Origin of the sequence: Stenotrophomonas maltophilia, assembly GCF_003970865.1 — a bacterium.
GTDB classification, from domain to species: Bacteria; Pseudomonadota; Gammaproteobacteria; order Xanthomonadales; family Xanthomonadaceae; genus Stenotrophomonas; species Stenotrophomonas maltophilia_AR.
Map to the genome: position 1 here is coordinate 41,270 of NZ_RXLZ01000025.1, position 21,272 is coordinate 62,541.

Annotated in this window: 17 protein-coding genes and 1 pseudogene; 9 read left to right on the top strand and 9 right to left on the bottom strand. The window is 65.3% G+C overall.

Features of this window, described 5'->3' with window-relative positions; translation table 11 throughout:
• Positions 1 to 19 precede the first annotated feature (19 nt).
• From EKL94_RS10285 to EKL94_RS10295, 3 genes are read left to right on the top strand one after another with little or no spacing between them, the layout of a single operon-like run.
• Positions 20 to 901, top strand: a complete 882-nt coding sequence (locus EKL94_RS10285) for a CorC family transporter (RefSeq protein WP_005408827.1) — start codon at positions 20 to 22, stop codon at positions 899 to 901.
• A complete protein-coding gene (locus EKL94_RS10290; protein ID WP_126929014.1) occupies positions 898 to 2,148 on the top strand; it encodes a lipoprotein N-acyltransferase Lnb domain-containing protein in 1,251 nt (416 codons plus the stop codon). The genes EKL94_RS10285 and EKL94_RS10290 overlap by 4 nt, the downstream gene beginning before the upstream one ends.
• Before the next feature lie 6 nt (positions 2,149 to 2,154).
• Positions 2,155 to 3,177 carry a magnesium and cobalt transport protein CorA gene (locus tag EKL94_RS10295; RefSeq protein WP_126929015.1) on the top strand — a complete coding sequence of 341 codons (1,023 nt, stop codon included), beginning with the start codon at positions 2,155 to 2,157 and terminating at the stop codon, positions 3,175 to 3,177.
• 74 nt (positions 3,178 to 3,251) lie between these two features.
• Here EKL94_RS10295 and EKL94_RS10300 read toward each other — a convergent pair whose 3' ends face one another.
• The 4 genes from EKL94_RS10300 to EKL94_RS10315 form a co-directional block, all read right to left on the bottom strand.
• Positions 3,252 to 4,616, bottom strand: coding sequence for an NAD-dependent succinate-semialdehyde dehydrogenase (locus EKL94_RS10300; RefSeq protein WP_126929016.1), 1,365 nt, complete (start codon positions 4,614 to 4,616; stop codon positions 3,252 to 3,254).
• Positions 4,617 to 4,699: 83 nt separating this feature from the next.
• Complete coding sequence (locus tag EKL94_RS10305) at positions 4,700 to 5,542, bottom strand: ABC transporter permease subunit (RefSeq protein WP_008267688.1); 843 nt, start codon at positions 5,540 to 5,542, stop codon at positions 4,700 to 4,702.
• Entirely contained in the window at positions 5,539 to 6,471 is a 933-nt protein-coding gene (locus EKL94_RS10310; RefSeq protein WP_126929017.1) for an ABC transporter permease subunit, read from the bottom strand. Before EKL94_RS10310 ends, EKL94_RS10305 begins: the two co-directional genes overlap by 4 nt.
• Positions 6,468 to 7,604: an ABC transporter ATP-binding protein gene (locus tag EKL94_RS10315; protein WP_126929018.1), complete on the bottom strand. Its 1,137-nt coding sequence runs from the start codon at positions 7,602 to 7,604 to the stop codon at positions 6,468 to 6,470. The genes EKL94_RS10310 and EKL94_RS10315 overlap by 4 nt, the downstream gene beginning before the upstream one ends.
• A 273-nt stretch (positions 7,605 to 7,877) precedes the next feature.
• On the opposite strand from EKL94_RS10315, the gene EKL94_RS10320 reads away from it, so the two are divergent.
• On the top strand, positions 7,878 to 9,278 hold the full coding sequence (locus EKL94_RS10320) for a flavin-containing monooxygenase (RefSeq protein WP_126929019.1): 1,401 nt from the start codon (positions 7,878 to 7,880) through the stop codon (positions 9,276 to 9,278).
• 38 nt (positions 9,279 to 9,316) lie between these two features.
• On the opposite strand, the gene EKL94_RS10325 is transcribed toward EKL94_RS10320, so the two are convergent.
• The 3 genes from EKL94_RS10325 to EKL94_RS10335 form a co-directional block, all read right to left on the bottom strand.
• A complete protein-coding gene (locus EKL94_RS10325) occupies positions 9,317 to 10,426 on the bottom strand; it encodes a polyamine ABC transporter substrate-binding protein (RefSeq protein ID WP_126929020.1) in 1,110 nt (369 codons plus the stop codon).
• A gap of 91 nt (positions 10,427 to 10,517) precedes the next feature.
• Positions 10,518 to 11,915 carry a glutamine synthetase family protein gene (locus tag EKL94_RS10330; RefSeq protein WP_094000138.1) on the bottom strand — a complete coding sequence of 466 codons (1,398 nt, stop codon included), beginning with the start codon at positions 11,913 to 11,915 and terminating at the stop codon, positions 10,518 to 10,520.
• The gene (locus EKL94_RS10335) at positions 11,912 to 12,673 is read right to left on the bottom strand and encodes a gamma-glutamyl-gamma-aminobutyrate hydrolase family protein (RefSeq protein WP_126929021.1); all 762 of its coding nucleotides are present in this window, start codon (positions 12,671 to 12,673) and stop codon (positions 11,912 to 11,914) included. Before EKL94_RS10335 ends, EKL94_RS10330 begins: the two co-directional genes overlap by 4 nt.
• Before the next feature lie 161 nt (positions 12,674 to 12,834).
• On the opposite strand from EKL94_RS10335, the gene EKL94_RS10340 reads away from it, so the two are divergent.
• From EKL94_RS10340 to EKL94_RS10350, 3 genes are all read left to right on the top strand, one after another.
• Positions 12,835 to 14,112, top strand: coding sequence for an NAD(P)/FAD-dependent oxidoreductase (locus EKL94_RS10340; RefSeq protein WP_126929022.1), 1,278 nt, complete (start codon positions 12,835 to 12,837; stop codon positions 14,110 to 14,112).
• A gap of 50 nt (positions 14,113 to 14,162) precedes the next feature.
• Positions 14,163 to 15,767: an MASE1 domain-containing protein gene (locus tag EKL94_RS10345; protein ID WP_126929023.1), complete on the top strand. Its 1,605-nt coding sequence runs from the start codon at positions 14,163 to 14,165 to the stop codon at positions 15,765 to 15,767.
• A gap of 186 nt (positions 15,768 to 15,953) precedes the next feature.
• A complete protein-coding gene (locus EKL94_RS10350) occupies positions 15,954 to 17,534 on the top strand; it encodes an MASE1 domain-containing protein (protein ID WP_260473412.1) in 1,581 nt (526 codons plus the stop codon).
• 100 nt (positions 17,535 to 17,634) lie between these two features.
• Here the strand turns inward: EKL94_RS10350 and EKL94_RS10355 are convergent, their stop codons facing one another.
• Positions 17,635 to 17,976 carry a hypothetical protein gene (locus EKL94_RS10355; RefSeq protein ID WP_254113673.1) on the bottom strand — a complete coding sequence of 114 codons (342 nt, stop codon included), beginning with the start codon at positions 17,974 to 17,976 and terminating at the stop codon, positions 17,635 to 17,637.
• Between the two features lie 437 nt (positions 17,977 to 18,413).
• On the opposite strand from EKL94_RS10355, the gene EKL94_RS10360 reads away from it, so the two are divergent.
• Positions 18,414 to 19,757: a diguanylate cyclase gene (locus tag EKL94_RS10360; protein ID WP_126929024.1), complete on the top strand. Its 1,344-nt coding sequence runs from the start codon at positions 18,414 to 18,416 to the stop codon at positions 19,755 to 19,757.
• Between the two features lie 85 nt (positions 19,758 to 19,842).
• Positions 19,843 to 20,304 (top strand): bacteriohemerythrin, encoded by a 462-nt coding sequence (locus tag EKL94_RS10365; RefSeq protein ID WP_004151683.1) that lies wholly within the window; start codon positions 19,843 to 19,845, stop codon positions 20,302 to 20,304.
• On the opposite strand, the pseudogene EKL94_RS10370 reads toward EKL94_RS10365, so the two are convergent.
• A pseudogene (locus EKL94_RS10370) lies at positions 20,285 to 21,193 on the bottom strand (MFS transporter); the annotation flags it as partial. The gene EKL94_RS10365 and the pseudogene EKL94_RS10370 overlap by 20 nt on opposite strands.
• Positions 21,194 to 21,272 lie beyond the last annotated feature (79 nt).

A 21,272-nucleotide genomic window follows, 5' to 3' on the forward strand; every position in this document is an offset into this window, starting at 1 on the left:
GGGTGCCTTTTTTCCAGAGATGTCAGAAGACGACAGTAGTAGCTCCCCTGCGGAGCACAGTGAAAAGAAGCGCGGCTGGCTTGAACGCCTGACCTCCGCCTTCTCCGGCGAACCCCATACCCGCGACGAGCTGGTCGCTGTCCTGCACACCGCGCAGGAAGAGGGTCTGATCGCCGCCGATACCCTGAAGATGATGGAAGGCGCCATTTCGGTCGCCGAGCTGACCGTGGGCGACGTGATGATTTCGCGCTCGCAGATGGTCTCGCTGCCGGTTGAAGCGCCCTTCCTGGAACTGATGAAGCAGGTGGTCGAATCCGGCCATTCACGCTTCCCGGTGCACGGCGAGAACAAGGACGACATCCTTGGCATCCTGCTGGCCAAGGACCTGCTGCGCGGCGTGGTCGCCGACAACGGTCCAGCCAACGTGCGCGAGCTGCTGCGCCCGGCGGTACTGATTCCGGAGGCGAAGAAGCTCAACGTGCTGCTGAAGGAATTCCGCCTGTCGCGCAACCACATGGCCATCGTGGTCGACGAGTACGGCGGTGTCGCCGGCCTGGTCACCATCGAGGACGTGCTGGAACAGATCGTCGGCGAGATCGACGACGAGCATGACGAGGCTGAAGATCCCTCGGCGCAGATCGCGATCCAGTCCGACGGCCAGTACGTGGTCGACGCGCTGACCCCGATCGGCGACTTCAACGAGCGGTTCGGCGCGACGTTCTCCGACGAGGACTACGACACCATCGGCGGCCTGGTCACCGAGGCCGTGGGCCATCTGCCGGAAGTCGGTGACGAGCTGGCGCTGGACCGTTTCATGTTCCGCGTGGCCCGCGCCGATGCGCGCCGGGTACAGGCCTTCCACGTGACCGTGCTGCCGCCGGACGCGCAGGACGACGCTTGAAGCGCCGCGGCCTGATCCTCATGGTGTGGCTGGCACTGTGCGTGCTGGCCATGGTCCTGCCGCTGGCCGCCTTCGCGCAGCCGGTGGCAGCCACACCTGCCGTACCCGCGACCAACGCTGAGGCCCCTGCCCCGCGCATCGGCGTGGTGACCATGCAGCCGGGCACGGTATTCTTCGAACGCTTCGGCCATGACGCCATCGTGGTGGTTGATCCGGTCAGCGGCGAGGCAACCTCGTACAACTTCGGCTACTTCGACCCGTCCGAGGATGATTTCATCAGCCGCTTCGCACGCGGCGACATGATGTATTACCTGGTGGCACTGCCGCTGCAGCAGGATCTGTCGTACTACGACGAGACCGGCCGTGGTGCCAGCGTGCAGTGGCTGGACCTGCGCCCGGACCAGGCACGTGCGCTGGCTGCCGACCTGGCCGAGCGGGCCAAGCCGGAAAACGCGCGCTACCACTACGATTACTACACCGCCAACTGCGCCACGATGGTGCGCGACACGGTGGACAAGGCACTCGGCGGCGGCCTGCAGTCGCAGCTGTCGGGGCGCTCGCGCGGCAACACCTACCGCAGTGAGTCGGTGCGCCTGGCGTCGCCGGCACCGTGGATGTGGCTGGGCTTCGATGTAGGCCTTGGACCGTTCGCCGACCAGCCGCTGTCGCGCTGGCAGGAAGCCTTCGTGCCGATGCGCCTGGCCGATGCGCTGCGCCAGGCACGTAACAGCGATGGCCGTCCGCTGGTGCAGTCCGAACAGGAACTGCTGCCGCACCGTATCGATGCGGAGCCGAAGGAATTCGCGCGCCGCTGGTGGCCATGGCTGCTGCTCGGGCTGATCGTGGCCGGCGGCGTGCTGGCGCTGCGCAGCCGCCCGCGCCTGCTGGCCGGGCTGGCCCTGCCGTTCTGGCTGCTGTGCGCCCTGTTTGGTGGCGTGCTGGTGTTCCTGTGGGGCTTCAGCATCCACTACGCCGCATGGGCCAACCGCAACCTGCTGTTGCTCTCGCCGCTTGCGGTGCTGCTGCTGCCGGGTGCAATCGCCCTGCTGCGCCGGCGCGTACCGGGCCGCATGTTCAGGATCGTGCTGTGGCTGCTGGCGGTACAGGCGGTGGCCGCGCTGGTGCTGCATTGGCTGAGCCTGCAGGCACAGTACAACGTGCAGTGGATCGTGCTGCTGCTGCCCGTCCACGTCGCGCTGGCATGGGTGCTGGGGCGTACTCCTCACTTGTCCAAAACACAGCCCTGACGCACGATGGCGGGCATGTCATTGCCCGCCTCTGCTGCCGCGCCCGCCTCGGCCAACCCCGCCTGCGTCATCAACTGCGTCCACTACGATGACGAGGGCAGGCGCCACGACATCACCCTGGACGCCATCAGCGATGTCATTGCCAGTGGCAATGGCTTCGTCTGGGTCGGCCTGTACGACCCCAATGATGATGTGCTGTTGAAACTGCAGGAAGAGTTCTGCCTGCACGACCTGGCCATCGAGGATGCGCGCAACGCGCACCAGCGGCCCAAGGTCGAGACCTACGGCAATTCGATGTTCGTGGTGGTGACCACCGCGCAGATGGTCGACGAGCGCATCCAGTACGGCGAAACCCATGCCTTCCTCGGCCCGCGCTTCCTGGTGACGGTGCGCCATGGCGCTTCGCTGTCCTACGCGCCAGTGCGTGCGCGGGTGGAACGTGAGCCGCAACTGCTGAGGATGGGCCCGTCGTACTGCCTGTACGCGGTGACCGACTTCGTGGTCGACAACTACCTGCCCATCGTGCACCGCTTCCGCGACACCCTGGAGCTGCTGGAGAAGGACATCTTCGCCGACACCTACAAGCGCAGCACGGTGGTGCGGCTGTACGAGCTCAAGCGCGAGCTGAACAAGATGCGGATGGCGGTGGCGCCGCTGCAGGACGTACTGGCGCAGCTGCGCCGCTACCAGGGCGAACTGATCCCCGACGAAGTGAAGCTGTACATCCGCGACGTCCACGACCACGCGGTACGCATCAGCGATGTGATCGACACCCTGCGCGAGATGCTGGGCACCGCGCTGAGCGTGAACCTGTCGCTGGTGACGCTGGCGCAGGGCGAGACGGTCAAGCGGCTGGGTGCATGGGCGGCGCTGCTGGCGGCGCCGACGCTGATCACCAGCTGGTACGGCATGAACTTCAGCCACATGCCGGAGCTGAGCGAGCCGTGGTCCTACCCGCTGATGATTGTTGGCGTGGGCGGTGTGTGCGTGGGGCTGTATCGGTTGTTCAAGCGCGCGAAGTGGTTGTAGCGCGCTTTGGGTAGTGCCGGCCGCTGGCCGGCAACCAGGCAATGCCGGCCAGTGGCCGGCACTACCGTTCGGCATCAAGCCACGTAAACGGTCTTGATGTTCATGAACTCATGGATGCCGTGGTCGGCCAGCTCCCGACCGAAGCCGGACTGCTTGCTGCCACCGAACGGCAACCGCGCATCGCTCTTGACGATGGCGTTGACGAACGCTGCACCGCATTCCATGCGCTGGGCGAAACGTTCGCCGCGCACCGGGTCGCGCGTCCACACGCTGCCGCCCAGGCCGAAGCGGGTGTCGTTGGCCACGCGCAGTGCCTCGGCCTCATCCTTGACCCGGATCACCGCAGCGACAGGCCCAAACAGCTCCTCGTCGTAGGCCGGCATGCCCGGGCCGACCTGATCGAGCACGGTCGCCGGATAGCCGGCATGTGTACCGGCAATCGTCTCACCACCCAGCAGCACCCGCGCGCCCTTGGCCACGCTGGCCTGCACCTGCTTGTGCAGTTCGTCGCGCAGGTCGGCACGGGCCATCGGCGCCAGCGTGGTGCCGCGTTCGTCTGGATCGCCATACTGGCGCTGGCCCGCCGCTTCAACGAAGCGCCGGGTGAAGTCATCGGCCACCGCATCGACCACGATGAAGCGCTTGGCCGCAATGCAGGTCTGCCCGCTGTTGTCGAAGCGCGACTTCACCGCCGCCGCCACGGTCTTGTCGAGATCGGCATCGTCGAGCACCACGAAGGCATCGCTGCCACCCAGTTCCATCACCGACTTCTTCAGCTGGCTGCCGGCATTGGAGGCGATCGAGCGCCCTGCCCGCTCGCTGCCGGTCAGCGTCACCGCCTTCACCCGCGCGTCGCGCAGCACCTCGGCAGCCTGGTCGTTGTCGATGTGCAGTACATCGAACACGCCATCCGGAAGCCCGCCGTCACGGCACACCGCCAGGATCAGGTCAGCGCACTGCGGCACGTTGCTGGCGTGCTTGAGCAGGGCCACGTTGCCAGCCATGAACGCCGGGGCCAGGAAACGGAACACCTGCCAGATCGGGAAATTCCACGGCATCACCGCGAACACACAGCCGATCGGCTCGTAGCGCACATAGCTGCGCTGGGCTTCGGTGTCGATCAGCTGCGGCTTGAGATAGTCGGCCGCGTGGTCGGCGTAGTACTCGCAGGCGGCAGCGCACTTGTCGACCTCGGCCAGCGCCTCGGCCTTGAGCTTGCCCATCTCGTGGGTCATGGCCCGCTGCAGGTCATCACGACGGGCGCGCAGCTGCGCGGCGATCTGGCGCAGGATGGCACCGCGATCCTGCAACGAGCGATCGGCCCAACCGGGGAAGGCATCGGCAGCGGCCTGCAGGCGCTGCTCGATGTCGGCTGCGCCCATCAGTTCATGGCGGTAGGTCACCTGGCCGGTAGCCGGGTCGATGATCTCGACGGTCATGGGGGATCTCCATCTGGAAGACCCCCATTGTGCGCCGCTGTCCGTGAGCCGGGTGTTGCCACCGCTGTCGACAAACCGTGTGCTCAGCCGTTGTCCTGGCGTGCCAGCTGCAGGTCGCGCTGGCGCCGCTTCTCGGCGCGGGCATTGATGTACCAGCCGATCACCGCAGCGATCGAGACCGCCGATACCAGCAGGGTGGCCAGTGCGTTGATCTTCGGGCTGATGCCCATGCGCACCGAGGCGAACACCTTCATCGGCAGCGTGGTCGAGCCCGGCGTGGCCACGAAGCTGGCCACCACCACGTCATCCAGCGACAGGGTGAACGCCAGCAGCCAGCCCGCCACCAGCGCCGGCGCGATGATCGGCAGGGTGATGCGGCCGAACACGGTCAACCGGCTGGCGCCCAGATCCATCGCCGCTTCTTCCAGCGACAGGTCCATTTCCTGCAGGCGCGAGGACACCACCACGGTGACGAAGCACAGGGTGAAGGTGACGTGGGCGATCCAGATGGTGGTCAGGCCGCGTGCCGGGAAGCCGGGAATCGCGCCCATCGAAGCCAGCAGCGCCATCAGCGAGAAGCCCAGGATCACATCCGGCATCACCAGCGGCGCGGTCACCAGCGCGCCGAACAGCGGCTTGCCACGGAAGCGCTTGAAGCGGGTCATCACCATCGCCGCCAGCGTACCCAGCACGGTGGCCGTGCAGGCGGTCCAGAACGCGACCACCAGGCTGGTCCACATCGCATCCATCAGCGCGCGGTCGGCGAACAGGTCGCTGTAGGCGCGGGTGGAGAACCCGGCCCAGACCATCGCCAGCCGCGAGCTGTTGAACGAATAGAACATCAACAGCAGGATCGGCAGGTACAGGAAGGCGAAGCCGAGCAGCAGCACGCCCAGCCCCAGGCCCTTAGCGCTACGCGGGCTCATGCCTGCTTCCCTTCCAGCAGGCGCTGCTGGGAACGGTTGAACAGCAGGATCGGCACCAGCAGCAACAGGATCATCGCCACCGCCATCGCCGAGGCGCCCGGCCAGTTGCGGTTGTTGAAGAACTCGTTCCACAGCTGGCGGCCGACCATCAGTGTCTCCGAGCCACCCAGCATCTCGGGGATCACGAATTCGCCGATGGCCGGAATCATCACCAGCATGCAACCGGCGATGATGCCCGCCTTCGACAGCGGCAGGGTAATGCGCAGGAACGCCTGCCACGGCTTGGCACCGAGGTCGTAGGCGGCTTCCAGCAGGCGGTGGTCATGCTTGACCAGGTTGGCGTACAGCGGCAGCACCATGAACGGCAGGTAGCAGTAGACGATGCCGATATAGGCGGCGGTCGGGGTGTCGATCAGCTGCAGCTTGGGCAGGCCCATGCTGGTCATCAGCGATTGCAGGCCGGTGAACTGCAGGAACTGGTCGAGCAGGCCGTTGCGGTCCAGGATCGCCTTCCATGCATACACGCGGATCAGGAACGAGGTCCACGACGGCAGCACCACCAGCATCATCGCCACGTTGCGCGCGGCCGGCGACAGGCGCGCAATGGCATAGGCCATCGGGTAGCCGATCAGCAGGGTCAGGAAGGTCGAGATCGCCGCGATCCTGATCGAGCTCAGGAAGGCCTGCGCATAGATCGAATCGCGGAACAGCGCCAGGTAGTTTTCCAGGTTCAGCTTCAGCGAGAAGCCGCCGTCGGCGTACTGCAGCAGCCAGGTGTACGGCGGCGAGCCGACCCGGCTGAGCGAGAAGCTGATCATCAGCACGATCAGGAACGGCACTGCGAAGAACAGCAGCAGCCACAGATACGGAATGCCGATCACCGTGGCACGCAGCCCCGGCAGCCAGCGCTTCAGTCCGGCCGTGCTCATGAGGTCAGCACCACGCCGTCGTTGTCGCGCCAGTGCACCCACACCTCGTCACCCCAAGTCAGGCCATCGCTGGCCCAGCGCTGCGAGTTGGCAAAGTTGGCCAGCACCTTGGCACCGCTGGGCAGGCGCACGTGGTAGACCGAATGGCTGCCGAAGTAGGCGATGTCCTCGATCACGCCCTGGGCCTTGTTGGTGTGCCCTTCCGGCTCGTCCTTGCCGATCATCACCTTCTCGGGGCGCAGCGCGAACGCGACCGGCTGCCCTTCATACCCGGTGATGCCATGGGCGATGTAGATCGGCGCCGGGAACAGCGGCGAGCGCACGGTCACGTACTCGGGCAGGTCCTCGTCGATCACCCCGTCGAACAGGTTGACCGAACCGATGAACTCGGCGACGAAGCGGTTGGCCGGCTGCTCGTAGACCTCGTCCGGCTTGCCGACCTGCTGGATCCAGCCGGCATCCATCACTGCGATGCGGGTAGCCATGGTCATCGCTTCTTCCTGGTCGTGGGTGACCATCACGCAGGTCACGCCCGACGACTCGATGATGCTGACCAGTTCCAGCTGCATCTGCGAGCGCAGCTTCTTGTCCAGCGCGCCCATCGGTTCGTCCAGCAGCAGCAGCTTCGGCCCCTTGGCCAGCGACCGCGCCAGCGCAACGCGCTGCTGCTGGCCGCCGGACAGCTGGTGCGGCTTGCGCTTGCCCAGGTGACCCATCTGCACCAGGTCGAGCATCTCGCCGACGCGCTTGCTGATCGCGTCCTTGCCCAGGCCATCCTGCTTCAGGCCGAAGGCGATGTTCTGCTCGACCGTCATGTGCGGGAACAGCGCATAGGACTGGAACATCATGTTGACCGGCCGCTGGTACGGCGGCAGCGCGTCCAGGCGCTGGCCATCGAGGGTGATGCTGCCCTTGGTGGGCGTCTCGAAGCCGCCCAGGCAGCGCAGCAGGGTCGATTTGCCACTGCCGGAGCCACCGAGCAGGGCAAAGATCTCGCCCTTGCGCACGTCCAGATTGACGTCGTCGACGGCGACGAAACCGTCGAATTCCTTGCGCAGGTCACGAATGGAGAGATAGCCGGGCGCACCGGTCGTGTCGACGACGGCGGCTGCCGGCTGGGCTTCAACGGGCATGGGGGCTCCGGGAGCGGGCGGTGGACAGCGGCCGCCATTCTAACGGCCGGGGGCCGCAGGGGATATGACGGAGGCAGGCGGAAGCGGTCGCTGGCCGGCCCCGGAGGCCCGAGGAGTGTCGGTTTTCCCCCGCCACGGTGGCCTGTCCGCACAAAAGGCCCGGCCCCCCTGGACGCCCCTGCGGCCGTCCCGGCCAGACACCACGGGCGACGCCCCGATCTGCAACGTTTTTCAGAACCGGATCTGTTGAAGGCCCGGGCCATTGCCCGCGCAATGCCCCGGATCAAGGCCTTGCATGGACCCACACTGGTGATTTCCCCGGACAGCTCCTCCCCTTTCCCGCCCCGCCTGCCAGGCTCCCTGCCTGCACGGCTGCCGCTGGTCATCATCGGCGCCGGCCAGGCCGGGTTGTCACTCAGCGCGCTCCTGCAGGAGGCCGGCGTCGAGCATCGCGTGCTGGAGGCCGAAACCGTGGGCGCCAGCTGGCGGCGGCGCTGGGAGTCGTTCCAGACCAACACCGCCAACGCGACGATGGCCCTGCACGGTCATGCCTATGCCGGCGATGACCCGGAAGGCTTCATGGGGGCCCCGGAGGTGATCCGGCGGCTGCGCGACTATGCCGACGAACGCTCGTTGCCGATCAGCGAGGGATGCGGGGTACATCGGGTTGGACCTGACCACGGTGGCTACGCCATCGACAGCAGCCAGGGGCCGCTCCACGCCCGCGCAGTGGTGGTCGCCACGGGTGAATACCGCCGCGCGCGGATGCCCCGGGTGCCTTTCGCGGCCGCGCCAGGCCTGACCGTGCTGCACTCGGGCGACTACCGCAGTGCCCGCCAGCTGCCCGATGGCGCCGTGCTGGTCATCGGGGGTGGGCAGTCAGGCGCACAGATCGCCCAGGACCTGCGCGACAGCGGTCGCAGCGTGTCCTGGTCACTGGCCCAGCGTCATTCGCATACCCGTCGGCTGCGCGGCAAGGACTCGATGACCTGGTGGGACATGGCCGGGCGCATCCACCAGCATGTGAGTGAAGCGGCCGCCGTACTGGCCGGACAACCGGATGCGCTGCGCAAGGCCCGCACCGCCGAGTTCCCGCTGATCTCCGGCAAGGGAAGTGCCGGCCTGGGCAGCTCGATCAGCCTGCTGGCGATGCACCGCGCAGGCATCAGGTTGCTGGGCCGGTTGCAGGAGTTCAGTGGAAACAGCGCCCGCTTCGCCGATGTCCGCCCGCAGCTGCGCACCGCGATCGAGGCGACACGGAGCGAATATGACTATCTCGATTCGCTGGCCAGCGCGTACTACGCCACGCGGCCCGAACCACGCACCGACGATGCCCGCTACATTCCCGAAGAGGTCTATCTGCACTGGGACCCGGAACCGTCCCCGTGCGAGCTGGATCTGCAGGCCGCAGGCATCCGCTCGGTGGTGCTGGCCACCGGTTTCGTCGCCGAATGGCCCTGGCTGGACGTGCAGGGCGCGCTGGATGCACACGGCTACCCGCTCGGTGATTTCGGTGTTTCACCGCAGCCGGGGCTGTTCTTCATCGGCATGCACAACCTGCAGCGGATGAGTTCGTCGTTCCTGTGCAACGGCGGTCGCGATGCACGCGACCTGTTGCCGGCCATCCTGCGGCACCTGGGCCGAAGCGGGAGTACCGGCTTCGGCGCAGGGTAAGGGAGCCGCCGGGCATGACCCGGTGGCGCCAGACCGGCTTAACGGCCGGTCTTCACCTCGGTCCACAGCCGGGTGTAGAGCTTGTCGGTCTCCGGCGTGTTGATCGAATAGGTGAACATCTTCTCGGCCACGTCGGCCGGCGGGTAGATGGTCGGGTCGGTACGGATCGCCTCATCCACCAGCGGAGTCGCAGTCGGCACCGGGTTGGCGTAGTGGATGAAGTTGGTGTTGGCCGCGGCAACCTTCGGCTGCAGCAGATAGTTGATGAACGCGTAAGCGGCTTCCGGATGCTTGGCATCCTTCGGGATCGCCAGCATGTCGAACCACTGCGGGGCACCTTCCTTCGGGATCGAATAGGCCACGTGCACGCCATTGCTGGCTTCCTCGGCGCGGTCGCGGGCCTGGATGATGTCACCCGACCAGCCCACCACCAGGCAGGTGCCGCCATTGGCCAGCGAACCCACGTACTGCGAGGAGTGGAAATTCTGCACGTAGGGGCGGATCGACTTCAGCAGGTCGGCAGCCTTCTGCAGCTCGGCCGCATCGCCGCTGTGCGGGTCCAGGCCCAGGTAATGCAGCGCGATCGGGATCATGTCCGCCGGCGTGTCCAGGATGGTCACGCCGCAGTCCTTCATCTTGCTGATGTTCTCCGGCTTGAACACCAGGTCCCAGCTGTTGGCGATGTCGGTGCTGCCGCCAAAGCGCTGCTTCAGCATCTCCACGTTGTAGCCGATGCCGGTGGTGCCGATCATGTACGGCACGCCGTACTGGTTGCCCGGGTCCTGGGTGGCGATGCGCTTCATCACCGCCGGATCGAGATTGGCCAGGTTCGGAATCTTGCTCTTGTCCAGCGGCAGGAACACGCCGGCCTGGATCTGGCGGCCGAAGAAGTTCAGGGTCGGCACCACCACGTCGTAGCCGCTGTTGCCGGCCAGCAGCTTGGTCTCGACCATCTCATCACTGTCGAACACATCGTAGGTCACCTTGATGCCGCTCTCCTTCTCGAAGGTCGGGATGGTGTCCTCGGCGATGTAATCGCTGTAGTTGTAGACGTTCAGGACCTGGCTGTCCTGCGCGCCGCCGTTGCCACCGCTGCAGGCGGCGAGCATGGCGGAGGCCAGGCTGAGCGTGAGGATACGCAGCTTCATCGGGTGCTCCAGAATGCGGAAAGGGGGGCCGGCGGGGCCGGCAACGGGTGCCAGCCTACCCCCCGGCGGCGGATTTTTCTATTCCAGATGCTCAGACGTTCAGCAGCAGGAACTCGCGCTCCCACGAGCTGATGACGCGGAAGAAGGTCTCGTATTCCTTGCGCTTGACCGAGATGTAGGCGCGGCAGAAGCGCTCGCCGAGCAGTGCCTGCAGCTCGCTGCACTGCTCCAGTCCGTCCAGCGCCTCGCCCAGCGAGCGCGGCAGGTTGTAGCCCAGTTCCTTGGCACTGCCGGTCACCGGCGCATCCGGTGCCAAGCGCTCGCGGATGCCCAGCAGGCCGCAGGCCAGGGTCGCCGCCATCGCCAGGTAGGGGTTGGCGTCGGACCCGGCGAAGCGGCTTTCCACGCGCATGTTTTCCGGTGTATCCAGCGGCACACGCAGGCCGCAGGTACGGTTGTCGTAGCCCCAGTGCACGTTGCTGGGCGAGACCTCGCCGAACACCAGGCGGCGGTAGGAATTGACGTTGGGCGCGAAGAAGGCCATCGCCTGCGGCACGTACTTCTGCAGGCCGCCCAGGTAGTGGCCGAACACCGGGCTGAACTCGCCCTCGGCATCGGTCTCACCGGCGAACACATTGCTGCCATCGCTCACCCGCACCAGGCTCTGGTGGATGTGCATGGCGCTGCCCGGCTCGTTCTCCATCGGCTTGGCCAGGAAGGTGGCATACACGCCGTGGCGCATCGCCGCCTCGCGCATGGTGCGCTTGAACAGGAACACCTGGTCAGCCAGGTCCATCGCATCGGCGTGGGTGAAGTTGACCTCCAGCTGCGCCGCGCCGGATTCGTGGATCAGCGTGTCCACGTCCAGCTTCATCGCATCGGCGTAGTCGTACATCAGGTCGAGGATCGGGTCGAATTCGTTGACCGCGTCGATCGAGTACGACTGCCGCGCGGTTTCCGGGCGCCCGGAGCGGCCGGCCGGTGGCAGCAGCGGGAAGTCCGGGTCGGTGTTCTTCTGCACCAGGAAGAACTCCAGCTCCGGCGCCACCACCGGGCGCAGGCCCAGTTCGGCGTAGGCCGCCAGCACGCGACGCAGCACATTGCGCGGTGCCAGTTCGTGTGGCTCACCGTTCTTGGTGTAGCAATCGTGGATGACCTGCGCGGTGGCATCGGCCGCCCACGGCACCATGCGCACCGTGTCCGGATCGGGGCGCAGCATCATGTCCGAGTCCGACGGCGACGTCAGGTCGTAGTAATCGTCAGGGAACTCGCCGGTGACGGTCGTGGCGAAGATGCCTTCGGGCAGCCGCGTACCGTAGTCGTGCGAGAACTTGTCGGCGGGAATGATCTTGCCGCGCGCGTTGCCGGTGATGTCCGGCACCAGGCACTCGACCTCGGTGATGCGCCGTTCTTTCAGCCAGCGCAGCAGGCTGCTTTCCTGCGGTGCGGGGGGCGTGGCCGTCTTGCGCGGGCGCGTTCGGGAACTCATCGGGAATCCAGTCGGTTCTGTTGGTGCTGCCGGCAAGCTTGGCCGAACGCACGGAAAATAGCGTGATAGAACGGCGTCTGCATGACACGCCACTCCGGGTGCCACTGTACGCCGAGCACGAAACCATGGTGCAGGCTGCGCGCCGCCTCGACCAGTCCATCATCGGCCACGGCCTCGACCTGCAGGCCCTGCGCGAGGCGGGCAAGGCCCTGCCCGTGCACTGAATTGACCTGCGTCCGGTCACTGCCGTGCCACTGCGCCAGCCAGCCATCGGCAACCAGGGTAACCGCGTGGGCCGGCCCATACTGCACCTCCACCGGCGCCTGTGGGTCTTCGCGATGGTCGGCCAGGCCAGGCACCGCGTGCACCTGCGGATGCAGGCTGCCACCCAGCGCGACGTTCAGTTCCTGGAAGCCGCGGCAGATCGCCAGTACCGGCAGGTCCAGCGCCAGCGCCTCGCGCAGCAGCGCGAAGGCATTGGCATCACGGGCCGGGTCATGCGGATTGCCCGGCCAGCTGCGGCCGCCCTCGTAGTGCTGCGGTTCGATGTTGCTGACCGCGCCGGTCAACAGCAGGCCATCGAGCCCCTGCAGCCAGTCGCCGGCCGGCAACGGCGGCTGCAGGCTTGGCAGTACCACCGGGGTCACTTCGGCGGCCTCGGCCAGCGCGCGCACGTACTTCTCGCCAGCCACCGCAAAGCGGTGGTGGCCGAGCACGGTACTGTCGGTGGGCAGGCCCACCCAGGGCAGGCGGCGCATGGGAAAACTCCTTGGCGTGCCAACACGTTACCCGTCGCCCGGCGAAGGCGGCAAGTCGTCGCCGTCACACCATGGCTGTCACGCATCGGCGAAACTACGCGGGTGAATGCTGATCGTCCTGCCCCACTCCCCCGTCCCGCACTGCGCCCGCGAGGCCCGCTGTGAGCGCCGCCTTCCCGCCCAGCTGGTATGCCGCCAGCCTGCCCGAACCACCCGCGCTGCCCCCGCTGCAGGGTGAGGTTCAGGCCGATGTCGCAGTGCTCGGCGCGGGTTATACCGGCCTGACCACCGCACTTGAACTGGCTACGCGTGGCCAGCGCGTGGTGGTGCTGGAGGCGCAGCGGATCGGTTGGGGCGCGTCCGGCCGCAATGGTGGCCAGGCGCTGGTCGGCTACGGCTGCGAGGTGGACGAACTGGAGCGTCAGCTCGGTCGTGATGATGCGCGCCACCTGTTCGACTGGTCACGCGATGCGGTGCAGGCAATGCGCACACGCATCGATCGCCACGGCATCGACTGCCATTGGGTGGAAGGCCACGCCAGCGTCGCCATCCGCGAACGCCATGAGCGCGACCTGCGGGCCAACTGCGAGCATCTGCAACGCCACTACGACTACCCCATGCAGTGGTGGGACCGTGATGTCCTGCGCGCCCAGCTGGACAGCCCACGCTACCGCGCCGCGATGTTCGATCCGCTCAGCGCGCACCTGCAGCCGCTGGCCTATGCGCGCGGCCTGGCCGATGCGGCGCGTGCGGCCGGCGTGGTGATTCACGAAAACTCCGCAGTGACCCGCGTGCAGCGCGGACCGCAGCCCACCCTGCATACCGCGCAGGGAAGCGTGCGCGCTGCGCATCTGGTGGTGGCCGGCAATGCCTGGCTGCAGGGCCTGCTGCCCGAGCTGGAACGGCGGATCATGCCGGTCGGCACCTATATCGGCGCCAGCGCTCCGCTGGGTCCCGAGCGCGCCCGTGCCCTGATCGGCAACAACATGGCCGTGGCCGACACCGCCTGGGCACTGGACTACTTCCGTCTCAGCCACGATCACCGCCTGCTGTTTGGTGGCCGCGCCAGCTACTCGGCATTGCCCCCGCCCGGCCTGCGCGGGGTGATGCAGCGGCGCATGCACCAGGTATTCCCGCAGCTGGCCGACGTGGCATTGGAGCAGGTCTGGGGTGGTTATGTGGACATTACCCGCAACCGCGCCCCGCATTGGGGCCGGCTGGACGGCAACCTGTACTTCGCGCAGGGGTTCTCCGGCCATGGGGTGGCCGCCGCCGGGCTGGCCGGCGAGGTGATCGCCGCCGCCATTGCCGGCCAGAGTGAGCGTCTGGACGTGTTCCAGCGCCTGCGGCATTCCCCCTTCCCCGGCGGCCGGCTGCTGCGCACGCCACTGCTGGTGGCGGCGATGTCGTGGTACAAGCTGCGGGATGCGTTGTGGTAGCGGGACCCTCCCCAGCCACATAATCGGTGCAGGAGCTGGGGAGCACGTGGATGCAGTGGTGGAAAGACGGCCTGCTGGTGAGGATACGGGTCAGCCCCGAGGGGCTGGCGCTGGCACTCGTCTATGCCGTCGCCTGCTGGGGTGCGCGCAAGCTGTCACTGGACCAGTTCTTCCTGCCCGCTGGCGTACGGGTGGCCGCACTGCTGCTGTGCCCGCCCCGTCTTTGGCCCTACCTGCTGATCGGTGAATACGCCTACTTCGCGCATCTGCGCATCCCCCTGATCAGTAAATACAACCTGACCTGGGTGATCCTGGCCTCGGTGTTCCTGATGCCTGCCGTGATGCTGATCGTACGCCTGCACCGTAGGCTGCTGGCACGCACCACGATCCTCGGCGTGATCTCCATTGCGGTATGCGCCGCGACGGTCATCAGCCTGCTCAACCTGGGAATCTCGTACCTGATCTGGGAACCGTTGCATGAAGAGACATTTCTCACCAACGTATTGCGCTATGCGCTGGGCGACTTCACCGGCATCCTGATCCTGGCGCCTCTGGCACTGCTGTGGATCCGCCGCGCCGAGGAACAATGGACGATCCGGTCTGTTGCGGCCACCGTCGGAGCCCTCGGAGCCATGCTGGTCATTGGCCTGCAGGCGACGCCGGTACCTGCCTCGATCACCGCCCCTGGCTCGCTGCAGTTGTTGTTGATCCTGCCTATTCCCGCGATCGCCCTGACATGCCTGCTGGGATGGCGCGGTGCGGCCATCGGTGTCGCCGCCGTTAACATGATTCTTGGCGTCAGCACCCCCGCCGACCATCCGACGGCATTCGACCCGGCTACCTTCGCTACCCAGCAGGCCATGGCCATCGCCAGCATCGCCCTGCTGTTGCTGGGCGCCCGCATCACCCACTTCCAGAACCAGCACCGGTTGCGCGAGGAAGATGGCAGAGCGGCCCTGCAGCTTGCGCGGAATTCACATCTGGCCAGCGAGATGGACCTGCGTGAGCGCGCGGCCCATCTGCGCCAGCTGGGCGATGGCATGGACCTGTCGCTGAACGAAATGGTGAACTGGCTGCATGCGCAGGGTCATCACGCCGTGGCCGACAGCCTGCGGCATACCTCGGAGGTGCATTCACGCCTGTTCCGGGCCCAGGCCAGCATGATCTATCCCGCCGCCCTGGAACGTCTGGGCTTGTACGTGGCCTTGCAGGCGGGTGGAGTGCGTGAGGCATGGAACGCCACGCATCGAATCGGGCAACCCAGGTTGATGGGTGATCCCTGCCCACTGGGGGTTGGCCTGCAGCTTGCGGCATACCGACTTGTGGTGGATGCGGTATCACTCCTGCTGAAGTGCGAATCCGGACAGATTTCGGTCCGTATCCGCTGTGGGAACTTCAGGGGGAGACTTGGCGTGTTCATCTGCGTGGCCCTGCTGGACCAGCACGAGGCATTGGGAAGCCGAACCAAGGAACTGGCAAACGAGCAATTTCTTGGCCGGGTCATTGCCCACGGTGGCCACATGGACATTATTGGCAACAGGCTCCGCATGGTATTGCTGGAAGCACAGGAAGATCTCACCCACACAGCTCGTTCCACCTTGTTTCAGGCAACCACTCGCCCAATCGACCCAAACGACCCACAGGCAGCAATCTGATACTGCAAAAAAACGAGACATTGATCACTTCTCGAAAGTGATGTTTGTTGGCGCGCCCAGTAGACCGATCAATGTTCGTCGATACCTCACGATTGCGCACTGTTGCTTCTGCCGATACTGTCGCCCCATGGGGCGTCCAATCATCGATGGGCCTGCTGCCATGTATCGAGCAAGGGAGGCTTGGGATTGAATTGGTGGAAAAAAGGAATTGATCTGAGTTTTCGGGTACGGCCGCATGGACTGGCCATCGCTGCGCTTTATGCCGTGATGTGCTGGGGAGCCCGACAGATCTCTCTTGACCAGTTCTACTTGCCTGCGGGCATCCGGGTAGCGGCGCTGCTGCTATGCCCCCCTCGCCTCTGGCCCTACTTGCTCCTTGGCGAGTATGCGTACTTCGCTCAGTTGCGATACCCGCTAATAGAAAAATACGGACTGGCTTGGGTAATCCTGGGGTCGGCCTTCCTGATGCCTGCCGTCGCGCTGGTAGTTGGAGCACACCGCAAGGCCAGAACAGCGGCTTCGGAAGGATGGCTGCTATCGATCGCCGTATCTGCCGCACTGGTCGCCACAGCATTGAAACTGGGGCTCGCTCATCTGCTGTCGGAAAGCCCTTCCAGTATTCCATTGGCCACAAGGGCAATGCGATTTGTCCTCGGTGACTACATAGCAATTCTCACAGTGGCGCCGATCACCCTGTTGTGGACAAGGCGGAACCTAGCTTCCGAGTCGCGATTCTGGCGCTCTTCACCGACACTTACGTCCCTCGCATTGATGCTTGGTCTTGGGCTGTTCACAGCGTTTGCCCCTGGCCTATCCGACACCAGCAAGACAACCCTGCAGCTGGCGATGACCTTGCCGGCAATCGTGCTGACCTGCGTTCACGGATGGCAGGGCGCGGCAATCAGCGTTCCGCTCCTGAACATTCTCATCGCAATGACGACTCCAACATCGGGACTTCCCGGCTCATTCGATGAACGAACCTTCATGACACAACAGCTAGTTGCCGTCGCGGGAACGGCACTATTGGCACTGGGATCCCGGATCTCACAGCACTATCACCAGCGTGTGCGGAGGGATCTGGACGGCAGCCAGACCGCCAAGCTCTCCCGCACTGCACACATGGCCGGAGAGATGGATCTCAGGGAGCGCGCTTTGGATCTCAGAAGGATTGCCAACGGTATCGAGGCTTCCCTCAATCAGACTGCCGACCTGCTGAAAATGCACGGACATGACTCGCCTGCCATGGACCTTCTGACTACGTCCAATGCGCATTCACGCCAGTTCCGCGAACTGACCAGCTTGGTGTATCCAACTGAAGTCGAGCAGGTTGGGCTGTATCTGGCCCTTCAGGTCAGTGGCATCCGTGAAAGCTGGGATCAGACGCATCGCATCGTGCCTCCGCGTCTAGCCGGGGATCCCTGTCAGTTGAGCATTGCGCTGCAGCTCGCAGCCTACCGCACGCTTACAGAGGCCGTGGCTCTGCTCCTCAAAAATGAACAGGGGCAAATTCAGATTAGCGCGCGTTCTGGCAGGCTGCGCGACCAGCAGGGAATCCTGCTCAGCGTTGCCCTGCTTGATCGCGATCGTCAATTGATGCTCGAAACAACAAAGCTGGCGGTAGAGCGCTTGAGCTCGCGTGCAGTTGCCTATGGAGGTCGCGTGGATTGCTCTGGAAATCGAGTTCGTGTACTGCTGCTGGAGCCTGCCACCGGCATTTCACATGGCAGCACTCACGCCGCTTGGATCGCCCGCACTGACATTGCATAGAGAATCGGCACCTGCTGCATCCTGGCATCCAAAACCTGCAGGAGTCGGCCATACCCGACTCCTGCTTTTCCGCCTCCGCCCCTTGTCTCTACGGCGGGATTCAGCGAGGCGTACCCGCAGACTCGATAACCCAAATCGCGTCCACGCCACCACCATGCACCACCAGCGAAAACTCCGCATTGCGGAACACTACGTGCCGGAGTGCCTTCGCTGGGAGGGTCAACCGGTGCGCTGGCAACGATACCTTGGCTGGGCGCTTTCCGGCGGGCAATGTCCAGAATGTGGCCTCAACATTGGCGACAATGAGCACAACCTGACCAGAGAGGTCATTGACCTGATAGTAGTTGATCCCCTCGCGTTCGAATCCGTAGACACGCCAGTTCGGATTGAGGCTCAGGTCCGCCGCGAGCGGCAACGATTCGCCCAAACCGCTCTTGGCCATTGCGACTCCATTGTCATCGCTCGGACAACATGCCGACGCGCTGAAAGCGGATGCAGACAGAAGGAATGCGGCCGGAAGCAACACTCGCAATTCAGAAAATCTCACGCTCACCCCCATGGATGGTTGGAAAGACAACTCCAGGCAATTCCGTTTCGCCACCCCACTACTGGATGGCGTTCGACCTCGCTTGAAGGGTTCCTTCGTTCGACGCAGTCGTGTCCAAGACACCAGTAGGGGTGGTGCGACCCAGCATAACCATGCCGCACTGTGAGCGCCATGAAGGGAGCCTTCGAACCTGACTCTATCGTCCCAAAGATAACCGATGCACTGCTCCGAACCGCGCAGGGCAGATATGTCCACAAGCGAGGGCTCCGGCTAAAGTTACGCCCGAAACCGCCGCTATCCGTGCCGAGCCCTCCTTCGTGAGCCACCGCATCATGCCCGTCCTGCCGCAGGCCGCCGTCGATGGCGACCTGGCCGATCCGTTGCCACAGCGGATCCTGCTGGTCGAAAATTCCCGTGCGTTTACCGGCATGCTGCGCGAAGCCATCGAGCAGCGCCTGGAACTGCCGGTGGTGATTGCCTCCACCCTGGCCGAGGCCGACCGCCTGCTCAACGAAGGCGGCGGCTGGTTCCTGGTGCTGACCGGGTTGGTGCTGGCCGATGGCGACCGCGATGCGGTGGTCGAGTTCTTCCTCAAGCGCGACCTGCCGACCGTGGTGGTCAGCGGCGTGTACGACGAGGACCTGCGCAAGCGCGTGCTGCAGCAGCAGATCATCGACTACGTGCTGAAGAACACCCCTGGCAGCATCGACTACCTGGTGTGGCTGGTGCAGCGGCTGGAACGCAACCGTCGCATCGCCGCGCTGGTGGTGGACGATTCGCCGTCCGCGCGTGGCTATGCCGCGGCCCTGCTGCGCATGTACGGCCATGAGGTGTATGAAGCGGCCGACGGCAACGAAGGCCTGGCTGCAATCGAGGCCCATCCTGCAATCCGCCTGGCCGTGGTCGACCAGGAAATGCCCGGCATGCAGGGCGTGGAGTTCACCCGCCGCCTGCGTACCCTGCGATCGCGCGACAAGGTGGCGGTGATCGGCATCTCCGGCAATACCGATGCCTCGCTGATCCCACGCTTCCTGAAGAACGGCGCCAATGACTTCCTGCGGAAACCCTTTTCGCGTGAGGAGTTCTTCTGCCGTGTCTCGCAGAACGTGGACCAGCTGGAACTGATCGGCACCCTGCAGGATCTGGCCACCCGCGACTTCCTGACCGGCCTGCCCAACCGGCGCTGCTTCCTGGAGCAGAGCCAACGCCAGCTGCCGCAACTGCAGCTGCATGGCCAGTGCGTGGCGGTGGCGATGATCGACATCGACCACTTCAAGCACATCAACGACACCCATGGCCATGAAGCCGGCGACGATGCGCTGCGGGCGGTGGCCGGCGCGGTGGCCGCACACGCACGCAGCCAGGACCTGATCGCACGCTTCGGCGGCGAGGAGTTCTGCCTGCTGGTGCCGGACATGGAACAGGACGAGGCGCTGCTGTACTTCGAGGAACTGCGCCAGCGCATCGCCGCACTGGAAGTGGACATCGGCAGCGCTACCCTGCGCATGACCGTGAGCATCGGCCTGTGCTGCCTGCGCCCGCAGCGCGATGCACTGCACCGGTTGATCTCCGAAGCCGACCGCCAGCTGTACCTGGCCAAGGCCGGTGGCCGCAACCGGGTCAGCTGCACCACGGTGGCCAGCCCGCTGCGCCCGCGCGAGCCTGCCCTGCCCTGACCGGCGTGCTTTGATCCAGATCAACGCCGCACCAGCGCGGCGGCTCTACAGTCGGCCCCGACATATGCATGAAGGGGAGCCGGGGATGGCACTACTGGTCTGGCAGGATGATCTGAACATCGGCATCGATGTGATCGACCAACAACACCGTCGCATCATCGAGATGCTCAACCACCTGCACGTGGCCCAGGCCAGCATGCAGCGTGCGGCGGTGGGTGAAGTGATCGACGAGGTGGTGGACTACACCATGTCGCACTTCGCGTTCGAGGAAGAGCTGATGGAGGAAGCGGGCTATCCGTTCTGTGCCGCGCACAAGCGCGTGCATGAGGTCTTCATCAAGCGGGTATCGGAATACCGCATGCGCTTCCAGGCTGGCGAGGACATCAGCGATGAACTGCGCACCATGCTCTCGCGCTGGCTGTTCAACCACATCCGCGGCGATGACCAGGCCTATGCCGAACAGGTCAAGGCGCACCTGAACCAGTTCGCCCGCGAACACCAGGGCGGCGGTTGGCTGGGGCGCACGCTCAAGCGTTTCTTTGGTTGAGCTGCAGGGCGCGCCGGTGCAGTGCCACCAGCGCGCACAGGGTCGCCACCGCGGTCAGGCACAGGTAGTAGCCCACCGCGACCAGACCGAAGCGTTCGGCCAACCAGGTGGCCAGGTACGGCGCCGGTGCCGCGCCGAGGATGCCGGCCAGGTTGAATGACAGCGATGCACCGGTGTAGCGCACCTCCACCGGGTAGATCTCGGCCAGGAAGGTGCCGCAGGGGCCGTAGGTCAGGCCCATCAGGAACAGGCCCAGGCACAGGAAGCCAGTGACCAGCCACGGGCTGTGCGGCTGGAACAGTGGTGCGAACAGCACACCGAAGCCGACGATCAGTACGCTGGCAACGATCATCGTGCGCCGCGTGCCCCAACGGTCGCCATAGCGCGCCGACAGCGGGATGCCCAGCGCGAAGAACAGCATGCCGGCCATCTGCATCAGCAGGAACTGCTCGCGGCTGTAGCCCAGCACCGCAGTGCCATGGCCGAGACTGAACACCGTCATCAGGTAGAACAGCACGAAGGTGGCGAACGCGCCCAGGGTGCCCAGCAGCATCGGCACCGGATGGTCACTCAGCACCGTCCACATCGGCAGCCGCACCGGCGCCTTGCGCTCCAGCGCCTTCTTGAAGTCCGGCGTCTCGTGGATGTTCAGGCGCACCCACAGACCGAGGCCGACCAGCAGCGCGCTGGCCACGAACGGAATGCGCCAGCCCCACTGCAGGAAGTCGTCCTGGCTCAGGCAGCGGCCGAGCACGAGGAAGATGCCGGCCGACAGCAGGAAGCCGAGCGGTGCGCCCAGCTGCGGGAACATGCCGTACCAGGCGCGCTTGCCCGGCGGTGCGTTCTCGGTGGCCAGCAGCACCGGTTCCTGATACCAACTTCCTCGCCCATAAGCGTGAGCCCACACTCCCATCCGCCCTCTGTACTGGAAAAAAACAAAAAATCACTTACATTACCAAAAAAAAAGG